Genomic DNA, 26,049 nt, shown 5'->3' with positions numbered 1-26,049 from the left:
CTGCCCGCCCGCCCGCCATGCCTCAGCTCTAAGGGATCGTAGGCCGATTCCCGTTCCGGAAAGAGACCAGACGACTATGCGCCTGAAGGAGATGTCGATCGGAACGAAGGCCCTTGCCGTCGGTGCGGCCTTGGCCGTGCCGGCGCCATCCGTGGCCTTGGCGGCGCCCGCGAAACCGTCCTTCGATTGCACGAAGGCCGCCTCGCAGGTCGAGAAAGCGATCTGCGCGAGCGTCCCGCCGGCGCAGGCCGACGCCGAGCTCACAGACGTCTATCAGGACCGCCGCCGCACCTTGAGCGCGGCGGCTGCGCGCCTTGCCGTGGACGAGAGGCGCTTTCTCGCCGCCCGGGAGCGCGTCTTCGGCTTCGGTGCCAAGGATCCGGCGGCGCTGCTGCTGGGAGAGATCGCAGGGCGCGTGACCGTCTTGCGCAGTCTGCGCATCCCCCCGAGGACGGCCTTGCCGGAACCTGGAGCAACGACTCCGGCACCGTCACGCGGAACGCCGACGACAAGACGGTATTCGAACGAGGCGGGCCTGCGGGAACCCGTGACCGGATAAAGGAGGTAGCGATGGTGACCTATCAATTGATGCTGGCCGGAAGCCTGATGCTCATGCTCGCCACGGCACCGCCTCTCATGGCGGCGTCGGGCGGCATTCGGGACGTCACGCTGTCGAGCGGCGGACTCGCCGAGGTCACCGTGGCCCGGTCCGTCGAGGGCGACACCACGATCGCGATCGACGTCCAGGCCGATCAGATCGACGACATCCTCAAGAGCCTCGTGGTGCGCGACCCCGCAGGCTCGGTCGGCGCCATTCGGCTGGACGCGGAGGATCAGGTCGAGGAGATCCTGCGCTCGGCGCCCTTCACCGCAGACGATCTCTCGTCTTCCGCGCAGCTCGCGGGCAAGCTGCAGGGGGTCAAGATCAGGATCGAGAGTTCCGGGCGGGTGCTGGAAGGGCGCGTGCTCGGCCTGTCCACGCGGGACGCCGGATCCGACACCGGAACGGTGCGCGTGCTCTCCGTCCTGACGGAGGCCGGCACCTTGGAATCCGTGAAGGTCGAGGACGGCGTCACGGTGACGATCCGGGATCCCGCCATGGTCGACAGGATCGCGAAGGTGGTCGACGTGGCCGGTAAGGCCAAGGCCGACGGTGCCCGCCGCGTCGAGATCGCCCTGGTCGGCACCGGCAAGCGCGAGGTGCGTCTCACCTATGTGGTTCCCGCGCCCGTGTGGAAGACGAGCTATCGGCTCGTCGATGGCGGAAGCGGGCGGGCGAACCTTCAGGCCTGGGCGATCATCGAGAACGCCCTGGGCGAGGATTGGAAGGGGGTTGCCGTCACCCTCTCGTCCGGATCGCCGGTGGCGCTCCGGCAGCGTCTGCATCGCCGCTATTGGCGCCAGCGTCCGGAGGCCCCGCTTCCGATCGACGAGGTCGGTTTGCCCGACCTCGATCCCGGTACGGTCGCGCCCAGGGCCTCCGCGCGGGCGTTCCAGGACGACGGGATCGCTGCCCCCTCGCCTCCCCGCCCGGCTCCGATTTCGCGAATGGACCGACTGTCATTACCGGATGCGCGCTACGAGGCCGCGCCGGCCGCGGCGGCTGCCGACGCGACGGAAGGGGATGTGGCGGCGAACTTCACGCTCCCCCACCCCGTCGATCTGGGAGTCGGCCGCACATTGTCCGTGCCCATCCTCGACACCGAGATCGAGGCCGCGCGGATCGCGCTCTGGAAACCCGGACAGGGCGTCCACCCGACCGCAGTTCTGATGATCCGCAACGGATCCGCGGCGACGCTGCCGCCGGGCATCATGACGATCTACGACGGCAAGCTCGGCTATGTCGGCGATGCGCGGCTGCCCGCGACTCCCGTCGGCGAACAGCGTTTTGCCGCCTTCGCCGTTGATCGGAAAGTCCGCGTCCAGGCCGAAACGCAGCCGAACCAGGTACTGACGGAGATTACGGTCGTCGACGGAGCGGTCCGGGCCAAGACACGATCGCGCGAAGTGACGAGCTACACGGTGAAAGGCGCTCAGGACGCACCGCGCACCGTCGTGATCGAGCATCCACGCCGCAGCGGCTGGACCTTCACGTCCGCGGCGCTCGATACCGAGACCCCGACGGCCTATCGGTTGAAGGTCTCGGTTCCCGCCGCGGGTACGGCCGAGGTTCAGGCGGTGCTGGAACGCCTCCACGTCGAGACTTACGCGCTCGTCGACGCCGACGCGTCGATGCTCCTGCATTGGAGTTCCCTTGCCGGCGACGCGAAGCTGGCGGACACTTTGAAAACGCTTTCAAATGCCCACTCCGACAGCGAAGCCGTTGCCCGTGAGATCACGGAGATCAATGACCGGATCGCGAAAGTGAGCACAGAGCAGGAGCGCATTCGCAGCAACCTCGGTGCAGTTCCCAAAGACAGCGAACTTGCCCGGAGGTATCTCGCTCAGTTGAGCACGCAGGAAGACGAATTCACCAGCCTCGGCGAGGCTCGATCCAAGGCCGAAAGTCGTCTCAAACTCGCGCAGGAGCGCCTTCGCGCCCTGATCTCGAAATTGTAGGCGCGTATTCCTGCGCGGCATGGCCGAACCGATGCCGGTTTGGTGCATCTCGCAAAATTGTCGATCGCCGGGCCTACCCATCCGATCTCGACGGTGCAGCAGGAGTTCGGCGAGAAACGCTCAAAAGATCCGGACATTCTTGGGTCTGAACGTCTGGCCGGCGAAGAGCCGCCGGTCTCCTGACCATACCGTCCAAAGACGTGACGCGCTCGATTGTCCGATCTCTCAAGGCATTTCGCAGCACGCCGACGTCGTTGCACCCGGAACGGCATGTCACGCTCCACAAACCAAAGGCTCCTCGTTCATGAGCGCGATCCTCACGACCTGGTCGATCAACCTCAAGATCGGCATCCTGATAGCCGTCGGCGTCAGCGGGGGGATCGGCGCGCTCATCGGCTATCGCATCGGCCGGGATTTTGAGAGCTTCATGGCAGCGGATCGGTCTCCGACCCAGCGAGCGCTTCGCCTCGTCAACCGGGTCGCAATCGAACATGGCGTCTCGCAGGGCGAATTGTTGAGAGCGATGCTGGAAAAGTACGATTCCTCATGCGGCTCGACCTGTGTCGACAAGAAATGATCTGCAGAAGTCTTTAGCGGTGTGGGCTTGTGGCCCTGGCCAAGGCCATGATCGCGATGTTCCATGCGTCCTTCGACGGCGGCATGCCCTTGATCGCGCTCCGGGGATCCGACGTCATCACCGCCGACGTCCAGGCCGGTGTGAAGCGCTGGTTCCTGCAATGGGGGGCAAGCACCAGGAAGGCCGCGCCGCCATGCACTTGGCGATGGACTCCTCCACAAGGTGAAGGCGGAGGCCTTCCCTAGGCCGCTCGCCTGAACCCGGACACGATCCACCGGCCGGCGAACCAGATCGCCAGGAGCAGGAGCGGCGGCACCAGGGTGAGCCGTAGGAGACCCGCCTGCCCGCCGAGGGCATCCAGCCGCCGCTGCCAGCGCCGGCCCCGGAAGTTCCTGGCAACCAGATCCTGCTCCGCCTTGTCGAAGGCCGTGTTCGCGTAGAGAGGAGTGTCGTCGGGAAAGTCGACGAAGAGCATGGGGTCCGACTTCACCGACGCATCGAATCCGTCCTGGTATCGGTACTTGATCCGGTCGAACCGCGGCGGATGCTTACCCTCGGATGGCTTCCGGAAGACCTCCAAGAACGGCTTGGACATGTTCTCCGTCTCGAAAGGATTGGAGACGCCTTCCCGCATCTCGACGGTGAACTGGTAACGCCCCCGCACCGTGTCCGACACGTTCGCCCAGGTCATCCAGGCAACGAGCGCGATCCAGACGGCCGTCGCCACGAGCCAGAAGAGGCCCCGCGTCACGTTCACATCCTGCAAGCCCCCCCGGTTTGCCATCGCGGCCGAACGTGGCAGGCAGCTCTCGATTTCCGGAAGTGCCGTCTCGACCCCTTGCACCTGCTCATGCGGCAGGCCGCAATCGATGTCCGTCGTATACCAGACCGCGGCGATCCGGCGGCCCGGCGGTAGCGGTGACGGCTGGCCGCCAATTGCCCGCTCGACGTTGTGCAGCGCCGCCATCGGATCGGGCCAGCCGGCCGCCCGGGCAGCGCGCCGTCGACAGAGAAGGGTGTCGTCCTTACCGGAAGGCTGCCAGCTGGGGCCTGAAAGCGAAAGGGCCGCTCCGGCCGGCCAACATGTAAAACGATTCAAGATGTCCGATCCGGGAATCGTTTGACACGTCGGGGGCGTTTTCCTGCCTCGCGAGGCGTCTAATGCGGCCTTCGTCTGGGATCAGGCTGGATCAAGGGGGTTCGGACGATACCAGCCTGAGAGCCCAAGCGCCTGTCTACGCTGGGAAAAGGAGTGGAGCGGGCGATCGGGATCGAACCGACGACATTCAGCTTGGGAAGCCTTGGTAGGCCATTGATTTCGTTAAACCTTGTTCCTCGTCGCACAGCGACGAAAGGAACATGTCGTGGGTGCAAAAACGAAGAACGCCGTCGCGGGGGTGAAGGCCCGCAACGGCGCTAAACGGAAGGTCTCGGGTAAAAACCTCGAACTGAACAATACCGCCCCGCGCCCTGCGCTGGCAAGTCGTCTGGTGGCATTGATTGACCGGGACGGCACGGTCACTGCCCTCTTCCGTCGGCCGGATGAGGTGCGTGCCTTCCTGCAGGGAGGCGCCGCATGAGCATCGCCCGCCTTCCCCGCGCCGGCCAGCGGCGCCTTAAGCGCCTCGCCGCCGACAATGAGCCCAGCATCGTGTCCGACGCCCGGTTCTTCGAGCGCCGGCCAGATCGGAACCATCGCATCCGCGTCTCTTCCGTGGCCGAGGTCGAGATCATCCGGCTGCTCCATCCCGGCAACGTCCTGACGCCGGGAATGCGCTGGTACACGTCAGTCCGGCAGATCCGGAAGGGCGTCCGCTGCCGGGTCTTCACGATCGGGCTTGCCGATCTCGACTGCGACGCGCCGGAGGACGTCTGCCTCTGGGTCTACGAGCGTGGGCGCACGAATCGGGATGCGGTGATCGAGACGAGCCTCCGTAAGGCGATGGAGGCGCTGCCATGAGCGATCGCCTCGAAGCCGCCCTCTATCTCGCCAACCGCGGCGGCCGGGTCTTCCCGCTCCATGGGATGCGGCCCGCTCCCGATGGCCGGCTCGTTTGCACCTGCGGGAAGTCCGATTGCACCGACGCCGGCAAGCATCCGATGGCGAAGCTGGCCCCGCGTGGCCTGACGAACGCGACGAACGAGGAGCAGATCGTTCGTCGCTGGTTCACCACCGCGCCCTACGCCAACATCGGTTTGGTGACGGGCGCGGCCATCGTCCTCGACGTCGATCCGCGGCACGGCGGAGACGAGAGCCTGGACGTGCTGGAGGCCGAGCACGGCCCCCTACCGGAGACCTGCCGCTCCATCACCGGCGGCGGTGGTCAGCATATCTTCTTCCGGCCGCCCGTCGGCGTCGAGATCCGCAACTCTGCCGGCGACCTCGCCCCCGGTCTCGATATCCGCGGCATCGGTGGGTACATCGTCGCCCCGTCGAGCCTCCATGCCTCCGGACGTTCCTACGAGTGGTCGGTGGATCATCACCCCGACGAGGTGCCGCCGGCTCCGATGCCGGCCTGGATGGTGGCGGCGCTGGCGCAGCCCAAGGCGGGCACCGGCCGTGATCCCTCCTACTGGCGCAAGCTCGTCACCGAGGGCGTCACTCAGGGCGATCGCAACAAGTCGCTGACCAGCCTCACCGGCCATCTGCTCCGCCGCTACGTCGATCCGGAAGTGGCCCATCAGCTCGTCCAGGCCTGGAACATAGTCCGGTGCGTGCCGCCGATGAGGCCGGAAGAGGTGACGAAGACCGTCGGCTCGATTGCCCGAACCGAACTCAGACGCAGGGAGGCGCGCAATGACGGCCGGCGCTGACGATATCTATCGCCTGTTCGATTTTGAGCAGACCCGGACCGCCCGCCCCGGCACCAACGGTGACCTCCTCACCGAGGACCATGCCGCCCGTACCTTCGCCGAGCGTTATGCCGGCGAGCTCCTGTTCTGCCACGACACCGGCAAATGGCATGAGTGGACCGGAGCGGCCTGGGTGCCGAACCGTCAGGGCAAGGCCTTCCAGGGGGCGCGTGAGCTCGCCCGCGAGCTGTGTGCTGATGAGGATCCGAAGACCCGCTTCATCGCATCGAAGACGAGCTTTGCCGGTGGCGTAGAGCGGTTCTGTCGATCCGATCCTGTCTTTGCGGTAACGATCGAAGGCTGGGACCGTGATCCCTGGCTGTTGGGTACGCCTGGCGGCACGGTCAACCTGAAGACGGGCGAGCTACGTCCCGCCGATCGGAACGACCGCATCACGAAGCTGACTGCGGTCACCCCGGCGGAAGCCCCGCATTGCCCGACCTGGCTGCAGTTCCTGCAGGACGTCACGCAGGGCGATGCGGGCTACATCCGGTTCATCCAGCAATGGGCTGGGTACTGCCTTACCGGTGACACCAGCGAGCAGGCCCTGTGCTTCGCCTTCGGTGGTGGCGGCAACGGTAAGGGCGTGCTGATCCACGTCCTTGCCGGCATCCTGCGGGACTATGCCCTGAACGCCGCCATGGAGACGTTCACGGCGGCCAAGCACGATCGGCACCCGACCGAGATCGCAGCGTTGCGTGGCGCTCGCCTGGTCACGGCATCCGAGACCGAGCAGGGCCGGCAATGGGCCGAGAGCCGGATCAAGCAGCTCACCGGCGGCGACGTCATGCGTGCCCGCTACATGCGCCAGGACGAGTTCGAGTTCACGCCTGTCCTGAAGCTCCTCATCATCGGCAACAACAAACCCGGCCTGTCGAGCGTGGATGACGCCGCCCGGCGCCGCTTCAATCTGCTCCCCTTCCTGTTCAAGCCCGCGGTGCCCGATCCGAGGTTGGAGGAGAAGCTGCAGGCTGAGTGGCCGGCGATCCTGCGATGGATGATCGAGGGATGCCTGGATTGGCAGGCCAACCGGCTGGTTCGGCCGGAAGTCGTGAAGGACGCCACCGACGAGTATTTCACCGCGCAGGACACATTCAGCCAGTGGCTGGATGACCGCTGCATCGTGGACAAAGCCAATCCTTATCGGAAGGCCACCACGTCCGAACTGTTCGCATCGTGGACTGAGTACGCCCGGTCCAACAACGAACCGACCGGTACACAAACGAGCTTCGGTGAGCGGCTCGATAAGCTCGGCTTCAAGAAGAACAAGAACGTCCCGACCGGTGTCGGTGGCCGCGCCCGAGGATTCGAAGGCGTCGAGGTCAGGCCACTCCCAGCACATGAGGCGGAGCGATGAGGCGGCTTGAGGCTAGTCGTCCGTACTGCACGCACAGGCGCGCCCGCGTATGGAAGGTAATCGGACAACCCGCCCCATCCCGCCTCACCGTCTTCGGGGTGCAGTGGTTGGTGGGGCCCGGCTCGCAGCAGAGGTCACGCAGCATAGGCCAGGCCAGGGCGGCCACTGTCGCAAGCTGGGCAGCGGCGTGCGTGGATGTCAGATCCATTGGCGCCGTACTCGTGCTCGCACTCAAGGCACCGCAGCACGTAGACCTTCTGAAGGTGATCCGTGCCCGGCTCGTCAGTTTTCCGCAGCACCATCTGGTCATTGCGGTTCACGTAGCCTGGCTCAGTCGTGCCTTTGAGCATGCGGTTTCTCCCTTTGCCAATGCAGGGCTGAAGTACCCGCCGGCCAGACTTGTCGCGAGATTGGTTTACGGATCGTTGAGCGCGACCGGATGGGGGCACGTCAAAGTTCTCAGCCTTAAGACCGCGCTACCGCATGGGATCGCACGCGCAGATTTTTTTGCTGCTGACGGTTTTCGCCTGGGTCTCGGTCAGGACGTCCCGCCGACCGTCCACCGAATTTTCCATCTTTCGCAGAGGGGAATGCCATGACTGCCAAGGCAGCACTGTGCCCGCCGACATGGATGAAACGGGCGGAGAAGCGCGAGTTTCGCAGGGTGATCGCGGCCCGTTCGAGCCTCGGCACGCCCGTTTCGGAGGCGGAACTCGACACCGTGGCCGATTACGTCTTGGCCCGGCTGAGGTTGGTCGAGCTCCGCGATCGAGCGGCGAAGGCCGAGTTTCCGAACAGCTACCTGAAGATCGTCCGAGCCATCGAGGCGACAACTGCAACGAGCCGGAGACTGGCGCAGGATCTTCGGCTGATTAGCCCGCCCGCGCCGCCGCTGGGCAAGAAGGCCGCGGCAGCACTCGCCGCTGAGAAGGCTGCCAGTGGTGGGTGGGACGACCTTCTCCATCCTAGTGGCACCGGCAGGTTTCGCACGGCGAGGCCCCCTACGCCGTCATAAGCAGAGGAATCGCCCGCAACTTTTTGTTTGGAATTCACTCGCGGTGCGAACGCCGCTCCCCATGCGGTCCTGGCCCCAGTCGACCGATCCTTTTCCCCCTCCCCTCCCCAAAGGAACGATCATGTCCGACCATGCCTTGGCGTCCCTCCACGAAGATCTGCGTACCGAACCGCTGCAGGAAGCCATCCGCGACAAGCTCCGCGAGCTCGTCGAGGCTGGTGCTCAGCCCGCCGACGTCGGTGAGATGGCCCTCGTTGTTGCTTCCAGCCTGATGCTGGACGTGGAAGGCATTGCGAAGACTGCCGTTCGGCTCCTCACCGCAGGTACTTCTCTCGCAAACATTTCCCCTGAGCTTCAGGGAATGGCTCGCAACAAAGACGCTACTTCTCGCAATCGCCATCATTGACGGAACCTATGGCTTGCCGTAATGCTTTAGGTGTCATCGATCGATTTGGCTGTCACTGTGTGGCACGGAGCAGCTTCGACGAGACACCTTCGGCGCACTGGCGGACGCTAGGCGGCAAGGCTGAACTGGACACCTACCGACACCGCTTCCGGCGGTCTGTCTGCTGTGTCCGTCGCTTTGATCCACGAAGGTGATCGATGGACCTCGAAACCCTATCAGCCCCGCTCGAAATCAAGTTCGCGACCGACGCCGACCTCGGCGAGTTCGAAGGCTACGGCTCGTTCTTCGGCAATGTCGACAGTCATGGCGATGCCGTGGCGGCCGGCGCCTTCCGGCAGACTTTGGAAGATCGCGCCCACAAGGGTCTTCCACCCGTCCCAATGCACTTCAACCATGGCATCCCGGAAATGGGTGGCGAGCGGGCGGTCGGCGTGTGGAAGACCATGGCGGAGGACACCAAGGGCTTGCATGTTCGCGGCCGCATCTCCGGCATGAATACCGACAAAGGCCGGCACTACTTCGAGCGCGTGAAGGATGGAGCGATCTCCGGTCTGTCCATTGGCTACCGAATCGCTCCGAACGGGGCGACCTTCGGCAAATCAGCGCGCGAACCCCGTCGTCTCCTGAAGTCCGTCCACCTCCATGAGGTCTCGATCGTAGACGAGCCGTCCAATGCGCTCGCCCGCGTCGAGGCCGTGAAACTCGCCGACCGTGGTGACCTCGAAAGCCTGCTCCGCAAGAGCGGTCTGTCCAAGGCAGCAGCCCGGCAGATCGTGGCCGGCGGCTGGGCCGCACTCTCCGGCGAAGTCGAACCCTCCGAAGACCCCGTGTTGCGCGACCTCGTGAAGGCGCTCGACCGCAATCTCCTCGACCTGAAAGGTTTGAACCGATGAACCGTCACATCCCCCTGGCCGGCGGTTCCGCCGCCTTCCTGGCCGCCAACACCATCGGCCGCTTCCGCATCGCCTTCGACAACCCGGAAAATCTGGGCGCCGCGGTGATGCAGCGCCTCGACACCAACCACACCGAGACCAAGGGACTGTTCACCAAGGCTGACGAGCGCCTGGGCAAGACCGAGGCTCAGATCGGTGAGGTGAGGGAAAGCCTCCGCGACATGGACGCCCGCATTGCGGATGCCGAACAGAAGGCAGCACGCCGCGGTGGTGGCGGTGGCCTTGCCGCTCCGAAGTCCTGGGGCCAGCGTTTTGTCGAGAGCGACGAGTACAAGAGCGCCGAGGGCCATCGCGATCGGCAGGGCCAGCGCTTCCGCGCCGAAGTCGCCTCGACTGAGATCGAGCACAAGAACATCACCAGCGTGACGGCCTCCGGCGGCTCGCTCGTTCAACGGGACCAGCGGGTCAACGATATCTCGATGCTCCCGTGGAATCAGTTCACGGTTCGCGACCTCGTGGCGCCCGGCACGACGAATTCGAATGCCGTCAGCTATCCCCGGATGACCAGCCGCACCGTCGGCGCGGCCATGGTCGCGGAAGGCGCGCTGAAGCCGCAATCCGACCTGGCATTCGAGGAGGTCACGGCGCCGGTTCGCACGCTGGCGCATTACTTCCTCGCCACTCGTCAGATTCTCGACGATGCTCCGGCCCTCGCCGCCACCATTGACGCGGAGGCGCGTGCCGGCCTCGCTGACGTCGAGGATGCGCAGCTCCTGTTCGGCGACGGCACGGGCCAGAACCTTCTCGGTCTCGTCCCGCAGGCCAGTGCCTTCGTGAAGCAGTGGACGAATGCGATGGGCTCGCCGCTCGACGTTCTGATCCAGGCCATCGCACAGGTCGAGGCGCTGAACTGGAAAGTGGACGGCATGGTCCTGAACGCTGTCGATTGGCGGATGCTTCAGGCCATGAAGGACACTCAGGGTCGCTACATCGGCAACTCGCCCTTCGAGGCGTCGGTCCTTCAGCGCATCTGGCAGACGCCCGTGGCGACCACGAACCGGATGCCGAAGGGCACCTTCCTTGTCGGCCCGTTCAAGACACAGGCACAGATCTTCGACCGGATGGGCGTCGAGGTGCTGGCCTCGTCGGAGGATGGCGACAACTTCCGTCGCAACCTCATCACTCTGCGGGCTGAGGAGCGACTGGCCTTCACCGTGAAGCGTCCGGCGTCCTTCGTCACCGGCAGCCTCACCGCCTCGCTGGCGTAAGGGGGAGCGATCATGGCCGATGAAGTGACCGTCCAGCCGGTGCGAACCTACCTCGAAGGCATGGACCTCAAGGAACCGCACCACGGCGCCTATCCCGTCTCCCGCTCGCGAGCCCTGGAGTTGCGAGGCAATGGCCTGGTGACCTTCGAGGACGCCGCGCCGGAGCCCGTGCCGTCCGAACCGGAGCCGGACGCTCAGAAATCACGCGGACGGCGCCAACGTCCCGCGTAACGCTACTGCCGGACCCGTTCGTGCGGGGTCAGTCCGGCGGCGGACAAGTCGGTGAGTGTCCGTGACAACCCCGACAGCCGGCGGCCTCTTTGCCTTAGGGAGGCGTGGCCGGCAATTCCATTCACGTGAGAGGGCGAGGCGATCCATGACAGCCATCAACGTCATCAAGCAGAGCGACTCGGTTCATATGCTGACCGATGGGGCCACTTGTCGGGACGGTTCGCGCTACGCGGCCAGCACCTGCAAGGCATTCCCGGTCCCGCATCTCAACGCGGTCATCGCGACGAGTGGCAGCCTGATGTGGTCACCGCTGATCCTGTCGAACCTGCTTCTCTCGGTGACCACCTACGACGAGCTGAAGCAGTGGGCGCCGACCCTGCTTCACAAGGCCGTCGTGGAGACGTCTCACGTGTTCATCGGCGAGGGGACGCCAGAAGTGCTGCTCGTCGTGGCCGGTATCTCCGAGACGACCGGACCCGACGCCTTCAGCGTCACCACCTGCGAGCGGATCGCCGAACCATGGGTCGCGCTCACCCACGGCGATTGCTCGCTTTGGCCGAGCACCCCGGAGATCCAGACGGAGTTCCATGAGGCCTACGGCGACGTCACGTCCGGCGACGAGCTCGATCCGGCCCGTTGGGGCGTGCGGGCCATCGAGATGCAGCGCCGGCACCCGGAGGCCATCATTGGCGGTTTCGTCCAGCTTACCAGCGTGACGCGAGACGGCATCTCGACCCGCATCGTTCACCGCTGGGACGAGCCGATCGTGGGAGTGCATGCTGATGCAGCTTGAGAGCGCGCCGAACACGATCCAGGTTCTCGCGATCCCGCACATGCTTGATCCCACACGGGATCGCGTGAAGCTCACTGTTCTACCGGGCCAGTCCATCGCCGAGATGGTGGACGAGACGCTGCCAGCAGCTCGCGAGCTTGGCCCTGGCTACATCCGTGTGACGATCGACGGCCATGTTGTCGAAGTCCAGAATTGGCACCGCGTCCGCGCCAAGGCTGGGATGCACGTCCTCATTCGAATCGTCCCCCAAGGCGACGCTTTGAAGAGCGTGCTCACCATTGCCCTGACGGTCGCGGCTGTCGCGGCAGGGCAATACTACGCCCTCGGTTTGCTGGAAGCGCTGAGCATCGGAGCCGGCGTGGCCACGCAGGCGGCAGCGGCGGCAGCGATCACCAGTCCGGTTCTAAGAGGCGGAAGGCTCTGGACGAACGCCTTCGGCAGGGTGCAGACCCTACCGTAGCTCTACCGCGTCTAAGGGTTTGGATACCGCCCCAGCAAAGACTGAGGCGGTGACGTAGGGTGCTCGGCAGCAGCTTTCCTATTCAGCCGTTTTTTCAGCCGTGGAGCCGACCAGCGGGGGCGTCTGCTGATGCTGGATCACACGCCAGACCTCGGGAGACAGCCGGCGATAGGTCGAGGTGCAGTGCGCCTCATATGTCTCGCCGTCTCGCGAGGCCTTCGCATGATAGGCGATGACGATCAGCCCTTCCTGCGGACGGGCGATCTGCCCGTTCGAAAAATCGACTCCAGACCAGCGGGGAGTGTCGGCTACCGCCTCGATAGCCTGCGAACCGCTCAGCACGAAGGGCGGATGCGGCAGCACCATCAGGCATTCGTCGTCGACCAGCTCACGGTAATGGTCCGCCCCACCGGTCCAGAGGCTCTTCTCGAAAGACCAAACGCGATCGTCGTCCATTGTGCTCTCCGTGGTCTTCTGTCTGTCAGAGAAGATTGCGGAGCGGGTATCGTTCCGGGCGCACCAGCGCTTGAAGGGACGGCCGCAGGCATTTGTACGTCGCTCGCTTCTACCTGCGCCGCATGGTGTCGGGCCAGCACCACTTCGTCACCGCCCGCTACCTCCACCAGTACGCCGCCGAGGCCCTTGGAAGGAGGACAATCGTCGCCCCCCGGACGGCATGGCCTTCTCTCAGACGATTCGCCTGACGATGGCGTCGCCCGTCAGTCGGGCTTGGAAAGGGTATTGGCAGGGGCGCCGACCGTGAGCGAATGGCGAAACCAATTGGTGAACGCGAATTGAGGAATGAGAGAATTTTAAAGCGATGAATGAAGCGAAGAAACAGAAAGTGAATATATCATGGAAGCCGATTTAAAAGCCCGCTGGCTGGCGATCTAATTAAAGGAGAGGTGGAGCGGGGGCTTTGTCTCCGTGACCGCCTGAGGGGCCTCCAATGCGATTTGAAGGGCATTTGACGACCCGCCCCTATTGCAATGAAGTTCGATTCAGGGGACAATTCTTTTGCTTGCCATACTGGCGAGCAAAAACGGGAAAAGCCGAGGCTGGCAGGCCTCGGCTCCCCATTGATCCGCAAGGCCCTGTGAAGGTTGCGGAGGCGTAATCACCATCGCGCATAGTATGCGTGAGCGCCTTCCTGTCAACTGGATCAGGGCCTCAATAGAGGTCTATAATGATGACGGTTAATATACGCCGACCCTCGCGTCGGCTTTCCCCCGAAGATGCAGTGCAGGTTTGGTTGCGGCACTGGAACGGAGAGTTCCAGAACAGAATAGCATCAGATTATGATGTCAATCCTGGACGTGTCAACGATGTCCTCAAGGGTCGATTACATCCTGATACGCGCGTTGTCGCAGCCTACGTCAATATCCTTGGCCTCGCATAAAGGAGGGCGAAGCAATGGCACATGATATCGCCTTCGTTCGCGAGCAGGGTATGAACCTTGTTGTGGTCTGTGTTGCCGATCACATACTAGACAGCCCCTCTCAACGCGAGCAGACGTGGAAGGCCTTCGAGCGTCAATACGGGTTGCCTACCGCTATACTAGGCGCAAATCGGCACCGAGTTTACGGCGACAAGCGGATTGTCGGGTGGCTGTCGAGTATTGACCCGGCTCGGCTCCCCTGGCGTCGCGCGGCGTAATCCCAGCGAGTAAGGCGAGCGCGCCGCTTAATGCCTCAAAGGCTGCGGCGCGCTCGTCTGTATCCAGCGGCAACAAAACGTTGTCTTCGATGCCGACGTCGAGCACGGCTCCGTTCGCGTTTTCAACTAGCACTCTCATTCCACACCTCGCTCTCACTGCGTCATTTCGAGTGCGGTCGCCTCTGCCCAGAGACCTAGCGTGCGCGCCTCGGAATGGTCGCCAGCCAGGCTTCCGCAAAGCCGGGATCTATGATGTAGCCCTCGCCGGTGGACCTGTGACGATACCAACCATTCTCCGGGGGAACCCTGCCGGCGCCGTGAACAGCGGTTGTGACGTGACCCAAGATGGTCGCAACGAAATCGGGGGACCCGTGGCTCTGCATCTCGGTTTCCGTGGCGGTACCCTTCTGAGCGAAAAAGTCGATCAACTTTAGGCACTCATCGACCGTGAACTTCCGCTTTCGCTCTCCGAAATGGTCGAGCACAGCCTGAACCCTTTCGTTCCAATCCATCATGCTCATTCCATCCGCTTGCTCGCGAACCTTAGGCTCGCAGCGCGGCAAGCGCAGAGCGAACCTTCAGTCGAACACTCAATCGTCACGCTCGGTCTCTCAGACTCTCACTTTTGACCAGACTTGGCCGCATCACGTTCTGCGACATTGACCAAGGCCCCGCCGAAACTAGGCCACCTTGAAGCCTAGCAATTCCCAGCTTGATCTGCCATGCACTCCTGATGGTACTTTATCCTAAACATACGCAGTCGGAGAACATAAGTGGGTAAGATCATTCTTAGTTTCATTTTTGGGATGATTGTGCTCTATTTGTACCAGCATAGCGGAGCATCAGCTCCCACCGCTACTGCAATCACTGCAGTGCCAGCAATACCTATGGCTGCCAATCCTTGGACCATGCTTTTTTCGTTGTCCGCAAAAAGCGCTGCGGTTACTGCCCTTGTGTTGACCGTGGGCTTGTTAATTGTTTTCGCCATGGTCGCCGAAGGTGGATTTATGGGAGGCGAACTTGAAACTATGCTTGGAGCGTTTTTCTTCATGTGGATCGGGCTATTTTTACTTCTCTGGTGGCTGTTTACCCCTTGATGAAACTGCTTAATTACATCTGCCCGCGCAAGCTATTTCCGCCATGCGCTCTAAATTAGGAAAAATCTCAACCGGTTTTTTCTTGCACGCCCTGCGTTCCTCATCCGATTCTAGCTTCCACTACTCGCAATCAAAAACAACTCCTTCGCCGGTCGCTCGCAGTACCTAAAGCGTGTACTCAAAAGCACAGAACCAAGCCTGCCGGATGGCGACAACTGATTAGCTTGATATGCACGGAGCGCTGATTCGATCCTTTGTCTAAATAGTGGTCTTTCAATTTCCACTGAATAGCTATGCTCGATGGCATCACCAATGACTGTGACCGCCACAGCGCCGCCAGCTTTGAGCGCCGGGTGTGGAAGCATGTTGGCAGCCTTCTCCATGCTTGGTATGGACGCTGACCATCTCACAGATGACAGGCGGTTCATGGTCGAGCGCATACTGTCATAAGTCCTGGGATCTGAGCCGATCTGCCATAGCTCCTTTATTAAAGAGTTTATTCCATGAGCTCTAAACTTAGCCCGAGCTTCACCATCCCATCCATTAATATTCGATATTGTGGGCGTGAACCCCTGCAAATTCGTCAAGTAATTCTCACCTCCATTAATTATAATTGCTGAGTTCACATCCCTTGCGCTTGCATTTGAGACGTATTCGACTGAAATCAAGGGCAGACGTGGGGCGCCGTTCAATTCTTTAGTTAGACTATCATTAAAGGATTTAACAAACCGAGTGGTTATGTTTTCAAACTCAAGATCCATTTGCTCCCGAGACATAACTCTAATGCCAAACGAGGCCTCTAGCCCTGCCTTAAATAATTTGTCTGGATCCTCAGATTGAACAACGTAGCCTTTGGTTTTGTTGATTCCATAGATTAGCTTATTCCATCGACTAGAAAAATATCCAAAGTACCAGTCAAGAAAATTGCTATCAACACGTCCCATAATGCGATTATGCAGGTTCTCTAAATCCAACTTCGCTTGAACGACTGCTTTATCGTACGCTCTGTTTGCTGCCGCCTTTTCTTCGATGGCAGCATTATATAGTTTCATATCAAGCTTGTATGAAGAAGGAATATATCTGGGTTTTTTGACCACGACGCTCCATAGAATCGTAGAGATAACTAGCGCGGCAACGATCGCAGCAAGCAGAACCCATAGAGCCCTATTCTTAGAATTGATGGACCCGAGATCGATTTTCATCATGTCAATAATTGTCCCTAAGATCGTTTGCTGCTTCTCTTATCTGATCTCTTTTATAATGCGGATCCTCGATGCTTTTCATTACTATGTTTCCAGTTCTGTCGTAAGAACTGACGTAGATAGAACCGACCCCAATAAGTCTCTCAAATACGGTTTGATGCGACCTGGTGTCTCTTATGCGAGAGATTTCTATTTCGTCATGGGTTTGGCTGAACACCCCCTTCGATAAGAACAGCCTTTTATTAGTTAAAACGTAAACAGTGCTCCTACGCTCGAAGTATTTAACGATTAACAAGATAACCCCGGCGCCAAATAGTGGCACCGCAAGCATGTATGCCATCATGTACAATGGATTATATAAAATGTCGCGCATGGATCGACGGGTGCCCCATATTGGCTCCTCATCATAGTCACGCTTGAACTGAACTCTTAAAACATTTTTGACCATTCGCTTAACAGGGGAAACAACATCAAAGCTGTATGCCATTCCTAATGCCCTTGAAGACTAGCGAGTTGATGTCGCTGCTTACTAACTGGAAATCACCTTTTATTTCATTCGAAATATCGTGCGATGCATGGGTAAACCGACGTCTGACTAGTGACCTGCTGGCTTATCCTCTAAAAGATCGGATGCCGTCCTCGGCTACCGCGCGTTCAAACGCCTCGTAGGCGTCTAGGTCAGTCTCGAACGTCTCGTCCCACACGATGTGGCTGCTATCCAGTCCGACAACCTCCAGCGTCCATTCATCCTCTGTGCCGGCAAACCGATAGATGTGAACCGTCACCGTGTGGCTATCACGGGTGATAGGACCGCCGAGCGGTGAATCCTCAATCTCGCGATCTGGGATCGACACGGCTAGCCTCCTCGCTTGGTGTTGCGACTGCCCTTGCTCGCGGCGTCAGTGGCAATCGCTGCGGCGTCCACTGCATCCCGCTCCAGGCGCTGCGCCTTCAGACGAACGATCTGATCGTCTCGCGCTGTCTCACGGACTTTGACTTCCTCCCAGACCTGGCCCGCCAGATCCGCCCGCTCGGCAGCCTTGGCTGCCTTGGTGTCCTTGCGGTCCTGAGAACCGTCTTTGCTGTCGGTCATAGGAACTCTCCTGTTGCGGAAGCTGCCAGTGGAGGATTGCCGTCACCTACTCGCCCGAGCCTGATGGGGGGAGGCCCCGCTCTGGCGTAGGCACGACCCCAAGGCCCCCAGTAGCATCCGGTCCGGCTGCACCCAGGCGCCTAAGCAGTGCCTCGTAGGTTTCAGCGGCTGGCGAGTGAGGCTGAAGCTCGTTCGTGTTGTCTAAGAGCTGGCGGACGTCCTCAACGAAAAGGCGCTTCGCCTCGCCGCCCCCTGGTACGGATTCAAACAGGCGCCCAATAGCCAGCTCGTAGAGGCCAACGAGGATGCCGAGCTTCTGAGCGTCCTCAGACATCGTCTCGCCCTTGGGGTGAGTGAGTGAGCTCGTCGCCTGTGGTGCGTTCCATGGAAACGGAACCGTCAGCCAGATTAATTGATCGGACACGGGGACTGGGCGCCTCCTCGCTGCCTTCCTCCCACTCCAACAGCACCGTGTTAATCGCTGTGATCATCGCTTCTGCCGATCCACCAATCTCCGGCCGGATTGCCTCAACGAGACGGGCAAGGAGTGTACCCTCGTGAGAAGGATCTATCAGCGTCGTCCCTTGGCCTCGGAAGGCGTAATAGACGTTCGCCGCGATGATGCGGGCCGCCTTGTCCTCAACAGATGCGTCCGGCTGCACGTGTGCCTCCCCGCTCATTTCAGGTAGCCCTTCACCTTCAGGTGCTCGGTGAGCAGCTTCTCGAGGAAGCTCGACAAAGACCGCGTATCCTCCCTGGCTGCAGTCTCGGCTGCTGCCTTCACCTCTGGAGGGAGCCGGAGCGAAACCGGCAAGCTCTTGGGGGTAGATGTCGGAGGCCTGCCCATTGCGTCCATTAAATGTAGTTGACACGATATATAACTACATTTAATCACAAAAACAGGCCGGAAGGAAGGGTGCAAGCTTCCAACCGGCCCTAACCACTCACGTCGAGGCACGACGCATCATGGCTATCCGAAATTCTACAGCATCGGCTCCCGCCGGTGAACGCTCTCGCTCGCCTTTTGCAGCGGCATACGCTCGTCCATTCCCAGAGCTCGAGGCTCCACAGAACGAGGCGGGAGAGCATTGGCCCGTCATCCGCGCAGACCGACCCGACACGGACCACGTCCGCGCTCCTCGCTTTCTCGACATGGCTGGTGATCTCGTCTCGGCCGTCCTCATCATCGCCGGGGGCGTGCTCGCCTACGGCTTCGTGCATCTGGCTTGAGGGGAGGATGACATGAGCACCGCTCGAAAGATCGCCTCCGGCGACCAGACGCCAAACCTCCGCCAGCGCGCCGAGACATCGAGACAATCAGTCACTTCCATCCTGGAGGCCTCGCCCAGAATCGCACCTCGACTGGAGATCTGCGCCGCCGGCCGGCTCGGCGAAATGCTGGCGAAGGTATGGGACCTTCGGGACAAACTGGACGACGAAACCACACCAGAGAACCGCGCAATCCTCCAACCCATGGAGGACTACTATTTCCGGAAGATCGACGATCTTGAGACTGCCATCAGCTTCGCGCGGGCCACGTCCCCGGCCGGCATGTTAGCGCAGCTTGCTGTAGCTGCGTCCGCTGTTGATTTGGCGTCCAATGGCTCGAACCATGCCATCTGCTCGGCAGCCGGCGAACAAGCAGAACGATGCCTGTTCTCGGTCACAGCTGCCCTCTGCACGATGTTTGGCCTGGACCGCGTGCGCTTCGGAGCGAGTCGCTATCTGTCAGAGAACTGCGACCAACTCGCTGTCCTCGCGCCCGAGGTGGCCTGACATGACCAACGTCGTTCGCTTCCCGGCCTCTCGCCGGATCCAGGCCACAACCATCCCACGCGAGGAGTTCGAGCGCCTGGCCGAGCTCGCCCTCGATATCGTCGACCGCATCGTGGCGCTTCTCGATGAGGCCGACGGTGATGCTGACCTTGAGCCGGATGCAGATGGTGAGCCCTCGCTTGCGGCTCCTATCGGTGGTCCATGTCAGATCGTTTGGGCGAGAGGTGGGGATCGAGACTTCGAACGCTGATTTCCCAAATCGTGCAGCTTTACACGAATGTGGATACGTGCCATATTCGTGTATGGCTACACGCTTTAAGGATTTGTCGTGACGATCAGCTTCGAGGCGGTGACCTTCTCCGCAAGTGGGACGGAATCCATCACCGGTGTGACTACAGCACAGCAGCGTAACTTCCGCCGCGCAGAACACGACTCCAAGTCGGGTACCGGGCACGAACGTCGGGATGCTCGCGCACTTGCAAAGCTATTGGTGATGCAGACCCTCTCTGCCTTCAAAGTGCCCCCGGGTGCGAGCGCCGCGATTGCCGACAGCGCATCCGCGATCATTGTGATGGCACTGGCGACCCTTGATGGTGCAGTCGACGATGCCGAAGGTTTAGCCTCGGAGCCTCCCGTTCGAATGCCACCGAATTTCGACCGCTGGTACTTGGTGTGGGATGGCGAGCGACACGACTTTCAGAATGCCGTCGATGCCTACTTTGCATCCGATGACGCTGCACCTGCGGCCGTGATCCTCAATCTCCGTAGGTTAGCCAAAACCATCCTTGAGCGGGCTGGGCAGCCGCTGTGGCGTGTTGTGAAGGTCAAGGACTGACAATGCGGCGCCGTCCTCAACAGGATCAGGGCTTATTCCCTTGTGAAGCCGAGGTGGCACGCCGCCTCAGCCAGGATCCGACCGAATGGGCGGCAAAAGCGATCATCCTCGAACGTGATGGTCTTCCCCGAATCGATCCGATGATGGGCGCCAGGTACTGGCCTGCAGTGCTGGCCTACTGGAACCGGCGCTATGGTCTCTCTGCCGCCGCGGCGATGTCGCCCGACGGGTTGGAGAACCTCAATGCCCTCTGATTCGAACGCACCCGGACTGAAGCGCCGGAAGCGCAAGTCCGGACCGGATATCCTCTACTGGGTCGCCCGTGCTGATCTCGTGAAAGCCGGCTACCGGCCGGAGACCGTCCGCCTTCCCTACACAGGGGACGACGAAAGCCACCGCAATCTGATCTCCGCGGCCTGCATGCGGTTTCAGGCCGAGATGCTGGAATGGTCGTCGGGACGGAAGCGGGAGCTCAACCGGTTCGACGGAACGATCCTTGGTCTCTCTCGACGCTACCAGACGGACGAGGCCAGCCCATTCAAGCGGCTGAAGCACTCGACCCGCCACAAGGACACCTACACCCTTGTGCTCATCGAGAAGGCATTCGGCACGCGGTCGCTTGCAGCCCTGAAGATCGACGATTTCTATCGGTGGTATGGCGCGGCCAAGAAGCCGAAGGAGCCGGGTGGGCCCGAGCGTGTGCGACGTGCCTACGGAATCATCAAGAAGCTCCGTGAGATGCTGGCATTCGGCATTATGGCTGAGCTTCCCGAGTGCAAGCGCCTCTACGACGTTCTGCAGCATGCCCGCTTCTCGCAGCCGGCTCGACGCCGGGTGTCGATGGAGCTGAGCCATGCCGAGGCTTTCATAGCCAAGGCGCTTGAGATGGGCCGGCTATCCCTGGCGCTGGGGACCGCCATCCAGTTCGAGACGGCGATGCGTCAGAAGGACGTCATCGGCGAATGGGAGCCCATCCCTGTAGGCGAGGCGGCCACAGGAATCGTCCTGAACGGGCGCCGGTGGGTGAATGGCCTGACGTGGTCCGATATCGCGGCCGACCTCGTGGTGAGGAAGGCAACGACGAAGACGGGCGCCTTCGCCGCACACGACCTGAAGCTCTGCCCCCTCGTGGTGGCTTTGCTGGACAAGGTGCCAACTGATCGCCGCGTCGGCCCGCTGATCCTCGACGAGATGGCCGGCCGTCCCTTCGCCGAGTCCGCATACGGGCGCGAATGGCGAATCGTCGCGAAGGCCGCGGGTGTGCCGGACCATGTCTGGAACATGGACGCCAGGGCGGGAGCCATCACGGAAGCTGAGGATGCAGGCGCGGATCTAGACCACATCCGGTCGGCCGCGGCGCATGCACAGACTTCGACAACGCAGCGCTACTCGCGCGGCGCGGTCGGAAAATCACGGGCGGTAGCGAATCTTCGGGTCGCGCATCGAGCCGTGAAGAACGGGGCCTGAACAGGCCTTGGGGAACGCGACGGGGAACATGGGGAACGCGAGATCAGCGGTAGAGGGTTAGAAAAGCTGAAGCTTCAACGAGTTAGTTGGAGCGGGCGATCGGGATCGAACCGACGACATTCAGCTTGGGAAGCTGACGTTCTACCACTGAACTACGCCCGCGTGCCGACAGACGGAAACGGTCTCGACAGGCGAGTTCCGGCCCTCCAGCGGGGCGGACCATATCAGAGCGGCCCGCTTTGTCCACGGTCTCGTCGCGGCGTGCCGCGAGGGTTCACGTTCCCAAGGGGCGGGCTTTCCGATAGCGTATAGGCCGGTCCGGCCCATTGATCCGGCCCATCGCGCGACCGGGTCGGCTCGCCCCTTCGGCACGGCGCCCATCCCCAGCATGCGGATTGTCAAAAAGCACCGATGGATATCTCCTCCGCGCAGGGCGGCACGCACGCCACGATGAACGACGCCTCCGGCGGGTCGCCCCGCCTCGGCCCTCGTCTCGTTCTCGCCTCGGCCTCGCCGCGCCGGCTGGCGCTGCTCCAGCAGGCGGGCCTCGAACCCGACGCCCTGCTGCCCGCCGATATCGACGAAACCCCCAACACGTCTGAAGCACCGCGCGAACTCGCCCGGCGCCTCGCCCGGACCAAGCTCGACGTGGCGGGGGACGCCGCCCGACGTCGCGACGACATGCGCGACAGCTACATCGTCTCGGCCGATACGGTGGTGGCCGTGGGCCGGCGCGTCCTGCCGAAGGCGGAACTGGCCGACGAGGCCACGGATTGCCTGCGCCTGCTCTCCGGGCGCCAGCATCGCGTCTATACGGCCGTGTGCGTGCTCTCCCCCAAGGGCAACCGCCGCGAGCGCGTGGTGGAGACGCGGGTGCGGTTCAAGCGCCTCTCCGGCCGCGACATCGAAAGCTACATCGCCTCGGACGAGTGGCGGGGCAAGGCCGGCGGGTACGCCATCCAGGGCCTTGCCGGTTCCTTCGTGGTCAAGCTCGTCGGCTCGTATAGCGCCGTGGTCGGCCTGCCGCTCTACGAGACGATCAACCTCCTCGACGGCGAGGGCTTTCCCGTGCGGCAAGCCTGGGGGGCGATGGCATGAGCGGGACCGTTCCCCCCAAACGCAAGCCGGAGCCGTGCCCGGTCTGCGCCAAGCCCGCGCAGGCGGAGTTCCAGCCCTTCTGCTCGACCCGCTGCGCCGATATCGACCTCGGCCGCTGGCTCACCGACCGCTATGCGATCCCTACCGACGAGGACGAAACCGAGGACGAGGCCCCGCCGCACTCATCCTGAGGGGAAGCCTCGGAAGAACATCTCAAACAGGTCCTGACGCGCGAGCCTCACACCTCCGCGAGGGGTAGCCAGGCCCGCCCGTCGCGGGCGAGCAGGGCCTCCGCCCCCGCGGGTCCGTCGCTGCCCGCCGCATAGGTCTCTACCGGAGCATCCCTCCAGGCCTGGATGAGGGGATCGACGGCGGCCCAGCCCGCCTCGATGGCGTCGGCCCGCTGAAACAAGGTCGGGTCGCCGACCATGCAATCGTAGATCAGGGTCTCGTAGCCGACGCTCGGCGCCTCGGCGAAGAAATCGCCGAACCGCACGGAGGAGGTGACCGCGCCGAGGCGCATGTCCGGCCCCGGCCGCTTGGCGTTCCACTGGGTGCTCAGCCCCTGGTCCGGGTCGATGTGGAGGTGCATGACGTTCGGCGCGAGAGCGGTGCCCGCGAACAGGCCGTGACTCGGCGGCTTGAAATGCACGGCGATCTCGGTGAGGCGCCCCGTCAGGCGCTTGCCGGTGCGCAGGTAGAACGGCACGCCGGCCCAGCGCGGGTTGTCGATGGTGAGCGTCAGGGCCGCGTAGGTCTCGGTGCGGGAATCGGCCGAGACGTCGGCCTCCTCGCGGTAGCCCCGCACGGCATTCCCCTGCTCTTCGCCGGGCGCATACTGGCCGCGCACCGCCCGGTCCGGCGTCGCCGGCCGCACGGCCTCCAGAATCCGCGCCTTCTCGTTGCGGATGTCCTCCGCATCGAAACTGCCGGGCGGCTCCATCGCCACCATGGACAGGAGCTGGAACAGGTGGTTCGGCACCATGTCGCGCAGCGCACCGGTGGGCTCGTAGAAGCCGCCGCGCTGCTCCACGCCGATGGTCTCGGCGGCGGTGATCTGCACGTGGTCGATGTGGCGGGCGTTCCAGATCGGCTCCAGCATGGCGTTGGCGAAGCGCAGCGCCAGGATGCTCTGCACCGTCTCCTTGCCGAGGAAGTGGTCGATGCGGAACACCTGACTCTCGTCGGCCTGGTTCAGGATGCGGGCGTTGAGGGCGCGCGCCGAGGCGAGATCGGTGCCGAACGGCTTCTCGATCACCACGCGGCGGAAGGCGCCCTCCCCCTCCTTCAGCAGGCCGGCGGCGCCGAGCTGGTCCACCACCGGGCCGAAGAAGCGGGCGGAGACGGCGAGATAGAAGATCGCGTTGCCGCCGATGTCCCGGGCGAGCCGCCGATAGGTCTCCGCCGCTTCGAAATCTCCCTTGGTGAAGGTCAGGCGCTCACGGATGAAGCCCCAATGGCCGGGATCGATGGAGTCCGGATGGAATTCGGAGGTGTGGTCCTCGGTGAAGGACTGCATGGTCTGCGAGAGGTCGTCGCGCCATTGCTCGCTCGTGCGGTCGTTGTGGTCGACCCCGACGATCTTGAGCCCATCCGCTAGCAGGCCGTCCGAGGCGAGGTTGTAGAGGGCCGGCATCAGCAGGCGCTTCGTCAAGTCGCCGGCCGCCCCGAAGATGACGAGGGTGCATGCCGGCGCCGTCCTGACCTCGTCGTTGGCGCGGGGCTGCTTGCCGTCGTTCACTGTGGCATCGGGATGGGTCATGGGACGGGGCACTCCGGGCATCGACGGCAACGCCGGTCAAACCGCCGATGCCCTGCGCCGTTCCGACGGATGGTGCAAGGCAGCGATCACTCGTCCGTGCGGACGGACTTATTCGTCCGTGCGGACGGCTTGGCCCCGGTCGATCGGCAGGCGGTCGCCCTTGAGCTCGTCGGGGGTCGGCAGGCTGCGCACGTCCCAGCCGCCGCCCAGCGCCCGGATGAGGGTCACCGCCGTGGTGAAGCGGTTGAGCCGCACCTGCAGCGCGGTCACCTCGTTGTTGAGTTCCAGCGCCTGGGCGGTGATGACCGTGGTGAAGTTCTGCGTGCCCGCGCGGTACTCGTTGAGGGTGATCTCCACGGCACGGCGGGCGGAGGCCACCGCCTCCTCCTGCGCCGCCTGCTGGCGGGCGAGGATGCGCACGCCGGCGAGCCCGTTCTCCACCTCGGCGAAGGCGGTGAGCACGGTCTGGCGGTAGGTCGCCACCGTGGCGTCGTAGGCGGCTCTCGCGATCTGCACGGCGGCGGTGCGGGCGCCGCCATCGAGCAGGGTCTCGCTGCCGGCCGCGGCCACCGACCAGACCTGGTTGGCCGCCGAGAACACACCGTTGCTGGTCAGCCCCGAGACGCCGCCCGAGCCCGAGAGGACCAGGGTCGGGTAGAAGGCCGCCACGGCGACGCCGATCTGCTCGCTCTGGGACTGGACGCTGCGCTCGGCCTGCGCGATGTCCGGCCGCCGCTCCAGCAGGGCGGAGGGGATGCCCACCGGAACCGCCGGCGGCGACTTCGGCAGGCTCCCCTTCGGCAGGGACAATTCGGAGGGCGGGCGCCCGATCAGCGTCGCGATGGCGTGTTCGAAGGTCGCGCGCTGCAGGCCCACCGCGATGGCCTGGGCCTGGGTCGACTGCACCTGCGTCTGCGCCGTGATCACGTCGGAGCGAGCCGCCACGCCGGCATTGTACTGGTTCTCGGTGATGGCGAGGCTTTTTTTGTAGGCCTCCACCGTTTCGTTCAGCAGGCGCTGGAGCGAGTCCTGGTAGCGCAGACTGTAATAGTTCGTGGCGACCTCGGACTGGATCGCGAGGCGCACCGCCGCCAGGTCCGCCGCGCTCGCCTGGGCGTTGGCCACCTCGCTCTCGATGTTGCGCCGGATGCGGCCGAACAGGTCGAGTTCCCACGAGGCCTGGGCCTGGAGCGAGACCGAGGTGCGCTCGGTGCCGAGCGTCCGCGAGCGCGTGATCGTCGGCGCGCCGATGACGGTGGGGTAGAGCGCCGAGCGCGCCTGGGCGACGAGGCCGCGCGCCTGGTCGTAGGAGGCCAGGGAGACGCGCAGGTTCTGGTTGTCCACGTCGACGAGGCGGATCAGCCGGTCGAGGGCGGGATCGCGGAACACGCGCCACCAATCGCCGCGCTCGGCCCCGTCATTGGGCTGCGCCGCGCGCCACCCCTTCCGCGTGGCGACATGGGCCACGCTGTCCTCGCGCATCCCCCCCTGCTTGAACGCCAGCGGCGTCTCCACGGACGGGCGCGAGTAATCGGGCCCGACCATGCAGCCGGAGAGGGTTGTCGCGAGGGCGAGGAGGGGCAGGCACCAACGCCCCTTCCCTCCCCCCCTTGCGGGGGAGGGTGGCCCTCGCGTCAGCGAGGGTCGGGAG

Annotated in this window: 32 protein-coding genes, 1 tRNA gene and 1 pseudogene; 24 read left to right on the top strand and 10 right to left on the bottom strand. The window is 63.1% G+C overall.

Annotation, left to right across the window (positions count from 1 at the left end; genetic code table 11):
- Positions 1 to 76: 76 nt before the first annotated feature.
- From MBTS_RS18545 to MBTS_RS18535, 3 genes are all read left to right on the top strand, one after another.
- Positions 77 to 559: a lysozyme inhibitor LprI family protein gene (locus MBTS_RS18545; protein WP_192216211.1), complete on the top strand. Its 483-nt coding sequence runs from the start codon at positions 77 to 79 to the stop codon at positions 557 to 559.
- An 11-nt stretch (positions 560 to 570) separates the two neighbouring features.
- Positions 571 to 2,559, top strand: a complete 1,989-nt coding sequence (locus MBTS_RS18540) for a DUF4139 domain-containing protein (RefSeq protein ID WP_192216210.1) — start codon at positions 571 to 573, stop codon at positions 2,557 to 2,559.
- A gap of 139 nt (positions 2,560 to 2,698) precedes the next feature.
- On the top strand, positions 2,699 to 3,136 hold the full coding sequence (locus tag MBTS_RS18535) for a hypothetical protein (RefSeq protein ID WP_147833161.1): 438 nt from the start codon (positions 2,699 to 2,701) through the stop codon (positions 3,134 to 3,136).
- Positions 3,137 to 3,377: 241 nt separating this feature from the next.
- Here MBTS_RS18535 and MBTS_RS18530 read toward each other — a convergent pair whose 3' ends face one another.
- Positions 3,378 to 4,103 carry a hypothetical protein gene (locus MBTS_RS18530; RefSeq protein WP_238253699.1) on the bottom strand — a complete coding sequence of 242 codons (726 nt, stop codon included), beginning with the start codon at positions 4,101 to 4,103 and terminating at the stop codon, positions 3,378 to 3,380.
- Between the two features lie 397 nt (positions 4,104 to 4,500).
- On the opposite strand from MBTS_RS18530, the gene MBTS_RS18525 reads away from it, so the two are divergent.
- The 12 genes from MBTS_RS18525 (at position 4,501) to MBTS_RS18470 (ending at position 12,412) form a co-directional block, all read left to right on the top strand.
- Entirely contained in the window at positions 4,501 to 4,716 is a 216-nt protein-coding gene (locus tag MBTS_RS18525) for a hypothetical protein (protein ID WP_192216209.1), read from the top strand.
- A complete protein-coding gene (locus MBTS_RS18520) occupies positions 4,713 to 5,096 on the top strand; it encodes a hypothetical protein (protein ID WP_192216208.1) in 384 nt (127 codons plus the stop codon). Before MBTS_RS18525 ends, MBTS_RS18520 begins: the two co-directional genes overlap by 4 nt.
- The gene (locus MBTS_RS18515; RefSeq protein ID WP_192216207.1) at positions 5,093 to 5,950 is read left to right on the top strand and encodes a bifunctional DNA primase/polymerase; all 858 of its coding nucleotides are present in this window, start codon (positions 5,093 to 5,095) and stop codon (positions 5,948 to 5,950) included. Before MBTS_RS18520 ends, MBTS_RS18515 begins: the two co-directional genes overlap by 4 nt.
- Positions 5,934 to 7,346, top strand: a complete 1,413-nt coding sequence (locus tag MBTS_RS18510) for a phage/plasmid primase, P4 family (RefSeq protein WP_192216206.1) — start codon at positions 5,934 to 5,936, stop codon at positions 7,344 to 7,346. The genes MBTS_RS18515 and MBTS_RS18510 overlap by 17 nt, the downstream gene beginning before the upstream one ends.
- Positions 7,347 to 7,567: 221 nt before the next feature.
- Positions 7,568 to 7,945, top strand: coding sequence for a hypothetical protein (locus tag MBTS_RS18505; protein ID WP_192216205.1), 378 nt, complete (start codon positions 7,568 to 7,570; stop codon positions 7,943 to 7,945).
- Positions 7,942 to 8,361, top strand: coding sequence for a hypothetical protein (locus tag MBTS_RS18500; RefSeq protein ID WP_192216204.1), 420 nt, complete (start codon positions 7,942 to 7,944; stop codon positions 8,359 to 8,361). The genes MBTS_RS18505 and MBTS_RS18500 overlap by 4 nt, the downstream gene beginning before the upstream one ends.
- 121 nt (positions 8,362 to 8,482) lie before the next feature.
- Positions 8,483 to 8,767, top strand: coding sequence for a hypothetical protein (locus tag MBTS_RS18495; protein WP_192216203.1), 285 nt, complete (start codon positions 8,483 to 8,485; stop codon positions 8,765 to 8,767).
- 197 nt (positions 8,768 to 8,964) lie between these two features.
- Positions 8,965 to 9,660, top strand: a complete 696-nt coding sequence (locus tag MBTS_RS18490) for an HK97 family phage prohead protease (RefSeq protein WP_192216202.1) — start codon at positions 8,965 to 8,967, stop codon at positions 9,658 to 9,660.
- Positions 9,657 to 10,928 (top strand): phage major capsid protein, encoded by a 1,272-nt coding sequence (locus MBTS_RS18485; RefSeq protein WP_192216201.1) that lies wholly within the window; start codon positions 9,657 to 9,659, stop codon positions 10,926 to 10,928. Before MBTS_RS18490 ends, MBTS_RS18485 begins: the two co-directional genes overlap by 4 nt.
- Positions 10,929 to 10,940: 12 nt before the next feature.
- Positions 10,941 to 11,159 (top strand): hypothetical protein, encoded by a 219-nt coding sequence (locus MBTS_RS18480; RefSeq protein ID WP_192216200.1) that lies wholly within the window; start codon positions 10,941 to 10,943, stop codon positions 11,157 to 11,159.
- A gap of 145 nt (positions 11,160 to 11,304) precedes the next feature.
- Positions 11,305 to 11,952, top strand: coding sequence for a hypothetical protein (locus MBTS_RS18475; RefSeq protein ID WP_192216199.1), 648 nt, complete (start codon positions 11,305 to 11,307; stop codon positions 11,950 to 11,952).
- Positions 11,936 to 12,412, top strand: a complete 477-nt coding sequence (locus tag MBTS_RS18470) for a hypothetical protein (protein WP_192216198.1) — start codon at positions 11,936 to 11,938, stop codon at positions 12,410 to 12,412. Before MBTS_RS18475 ends, MBTS_RS18470 begins: the two co-directional genes overlap by 17 nt.
- A gap of 78 nt (positions 12,413 to 12,490) precedes the next feature.
- Here MBTS_RS18470 and MBTS_RS18465 read toward each other — a convergent pair whose 3' ends face one another.
- Positions 12,491 to 12,868: a DUF4440 domain-containing protein gene (locus MBTS_RS18465; RefSeq protein WP_192216197.1), complete on the bottom strand. Its 378-nt coding sequence runs from the start codon at positions 12,866 to 12,868 to the stop codon at positions 12,491 to 12,493.
- Between the two features lie 113 nt (positions 12,869 to 12,981).
- Between MBTS_RS18465 and MBTS_RS23865 the strand changes: the two are divergent.
- Both MBTS_RS23865 and MBTS_RS18460 read left to right on the top strand, forming a co-directional pair.
- A pseudogene (locus tag MBTS_RS23865) lies at positions 12,982 to 13,175 on the top strand (IS1595 family transposase); the annotation flags it as partial.
- A gap of 1,666 nt (positions 13,176 to 14,841) precedes the next feature.
- Positions 14,842 to 15,165: a hypothetical protein gene (locus tag MBTS_RS18460; protein ID WP_192216196.1), complete on the top strand. Its 324-nt coding sequence runs from the start codon at positions 14,842 to 14,844 to the stop codon at positions 15,163 to 15,165.
- Positions 15,166 to 15,275: 110 nt separating this feature from the next.
- Here the strand turns inward: MBTS_RS18460 and MBTS_RS18455 are convergent, their stop codons facing one another.
- The 5 genes from MBTS_RS18455 to MBTS_RS18435 all read right to left on the bottom strand — a co-directional run bounded on the left by MBTS_RS18455 (position 15,276) and on the right by MBTS_RS18435 (position 18,122).
- The gene (locus MBTS_RS18455) at positions 15,276 to 16,370 is read right to left on the bottom strand and encodes a hypothetical protein (protein ID WP_192216195.1); all 1,095 of its coding nucleotides are present in this window, start codon (positions 16,368 to 16,370) and stop codon (positions 15,276 to 15,278) included.
- A 1-nt stretch (position 16,371) separates the two neighbouring features.
- Complete coding sequence (locus MBTS_RS18450; RefSeq protein WP_192216194.1) at positions 16,372 to 16,854, bottom strand: PH domain-containing protein; 483 nt, start codon at positions 16,852 to 16,854, stop codon at positions 16,372 to 16,374.
- Positions 16,855 to 16,978: 124 nt separating this feature from the next.
- Positions 16,979 to 17,221, bottom strand: coding sequence for a hypothetical protein (locus MBTS_RS18445; RefSeq protein ID WP_210322863.1), 243 nt, complete (start codon positions 17,219 to 17,221; stop codon positions 16,979 to 16,981).
- Between the two features lie 2 nt (positions 17,222 to 17,223).
- Positions 17,224 to 17,460 carry a hypothetical protein gene (locus MBTS_RS18440; protein ID WP_192216193.1) on the bottom strand — a complete coding sequence of 79 codons (237 nt, stop codon included), beginning with the start codon at positions 17,458 to 17,460 and terminating at the stop codon, positions 17,224 to 17,226.
- A 326-nt stretch (positions 17,461 to 17,786) separates the two neighbouring features.
- Positions 17,787 to 18,122 (bottom strand): hypothetical protein, encoded by a 336-nt coding sequence (locus MBTS_RS18435; protein WP_238253694.1) that lies wholly within the window; start codon positions 18,120 to 18,122, stop codon positions 17,787 to 17,789.
- A 580-nt stretch (positions 18,123 to 18,702) separates the two neighbouring features.
- Here MBTS_RS18435 and MBTS_RS18430 point away from each other — a divergent pair.
- The 5 genes from MBTS_RS18430 (at position 18,703) to MBTS_RS18410 (ending at position 21,538) form a co-directional block, all read left to right on the top strand.
- A complete protein-coding gene (locus MBTS_RS18430) occupies positions 18,703 to 19,236 on the top strand; it encodes a hypothetical protein (protein WP_192216191.1) in 534 nt (177 codons plus the stop codon).
- 1 nt (position 19,237) lies between these two features.
- Positions 19,238 to 19,486, top strand: a complete 249-nt coding sequence (locus MBTS_RS18425; RefSeq protein ID WP_192216190.1) for a hypothetical protein — start codon at positions 19,238 to 19,240, stop codon at positions 19,484 to 19,486.
- Between the two features lie 78 nt (positions 19,487 to 19,564).
- Positions 19,565 to 20,071 carry a hypothetical protein gene (locus MBTS_RS18420; protein ID WP_192216189.1) on the top strand — a complete coding sequence of 169 codons (507 nt, stop codon included), beginning with the start codon at positions 19,565 to 19,567 and terminating at the stop codon, positions 20,069 to 20,071.
- A gap of 53 nt (positions 20,072 to 20,124) precedes the next feature.
- Complete coding sequence (locus MBTS_RS18415) at positions 20,125 to 20,325, top strand: hypothetical protein (RefSeq protein WP_308444973.1); 201 nt, start codon at positions 20,125 to 20,127, stop codon at positions 20,323 to 20,325.
- Complete coding sequence (locus tag MBTS_RS18410; RefSeq protein WP_192216187.1) at positions 20,315 to 21,538, top strand: site-specific integrase; 1,224 nt, start codon at positions 20,315 to 20,317, stop codon at positions 21,536 to 21,538. Before MBTS_RS18415 ends, MBTS_RS18410 begins: the two co-directional genes overlap by 11 nt.
- Positions 21,539 to 21,625: 87 nt before the next feature.
- Here the strand turns inward: MBTS_RS18410 and MBTS_RS18405 are convergent.
- Positions 21,626 to 21,700 (bottom strand) — tRNA-Gly (locus MBTS_RS18405).
- A 288-nt stretch (positions 21,701 to 21,988) separates the two neighbouring features.
- Here MBTS_RS18405 and MBTS_RS18400 point away from each other — a divergent pair.
- Together MBTS_RS18400 and yacG are read left to right on the top strand one after the other, a co-directional pair.
- On the top strand, positions 21,989 to 22,636 hold the full coding sequence (locus MBTS_RS18400; protein WP_192216212.1) for a Maf-like protein: 648 nt from the start codon (positions 21,989 to 21,991) through the stop codon (positions 22,634 to 22,636).
- Positions 22,633 to 22,827, top strand: coding sequence for a DNA gyrase inhibitor YacG (yacG, locus tag MBTS_RS18395; RefSeq protein WP_056149216.1), 195 nt, complete (start codon positions 22,633 to 22,635; stop codon positions 22,825 to 22,827). The genes MBTS_RS18400 and yacG overlap by 4 nt, the downstream gene beginning before the upstream one ends.
- A 47-nt stretch (positions 22,828 to 22,874) precedes the next feature.
- On the opposite strand, the gene zwf is transcribed toward yacG, so the two are convergent.
- Positions 22,875 to 24,398, bottom strand: coding sequence for a glucose-6-phosphate dehydrogenase (gene zwf, locus MBTS_RS18390; RefSeq protein WP_192216186.1), 1,524 nt, complete (start codon positions 24,396 to 24,398; stop codon positions 22,875 to 22,877).
- A 108-nt stretch (positions 24,399 to 24,506) separates the two neighbouring features.
- A complete protein-coding gene (locus MBTS_RS18385; RefSeq protein WP_192216185.1) occupies positions 24,507 to 25,943 on the bottom strand; it encodes an efflux transporter outer membrane subunit in 1,437 nt (478 codons plus the stop codon).
- Between the last annotated feature and the right edge of the window lie 106 nt (positions 25,944 to 26,049).

Source organism: Methylobacterium bullatum (genome assembly GCF_014845095.1).
In the GTDB taxonomy this organism is placed as follows: domain Bacteria; phylum Pseudomonadota; class Alphaproteobacteria; order Rhizobiales; family Beijerinckiaceae; genus Methylobacterium; species Methylobacterium bullatum.
The sequence above is the reverse complement of the archived record's forward strand: the minus strand, read 5'-3'. Positions and strand labels throughout refer to the sequence as shown.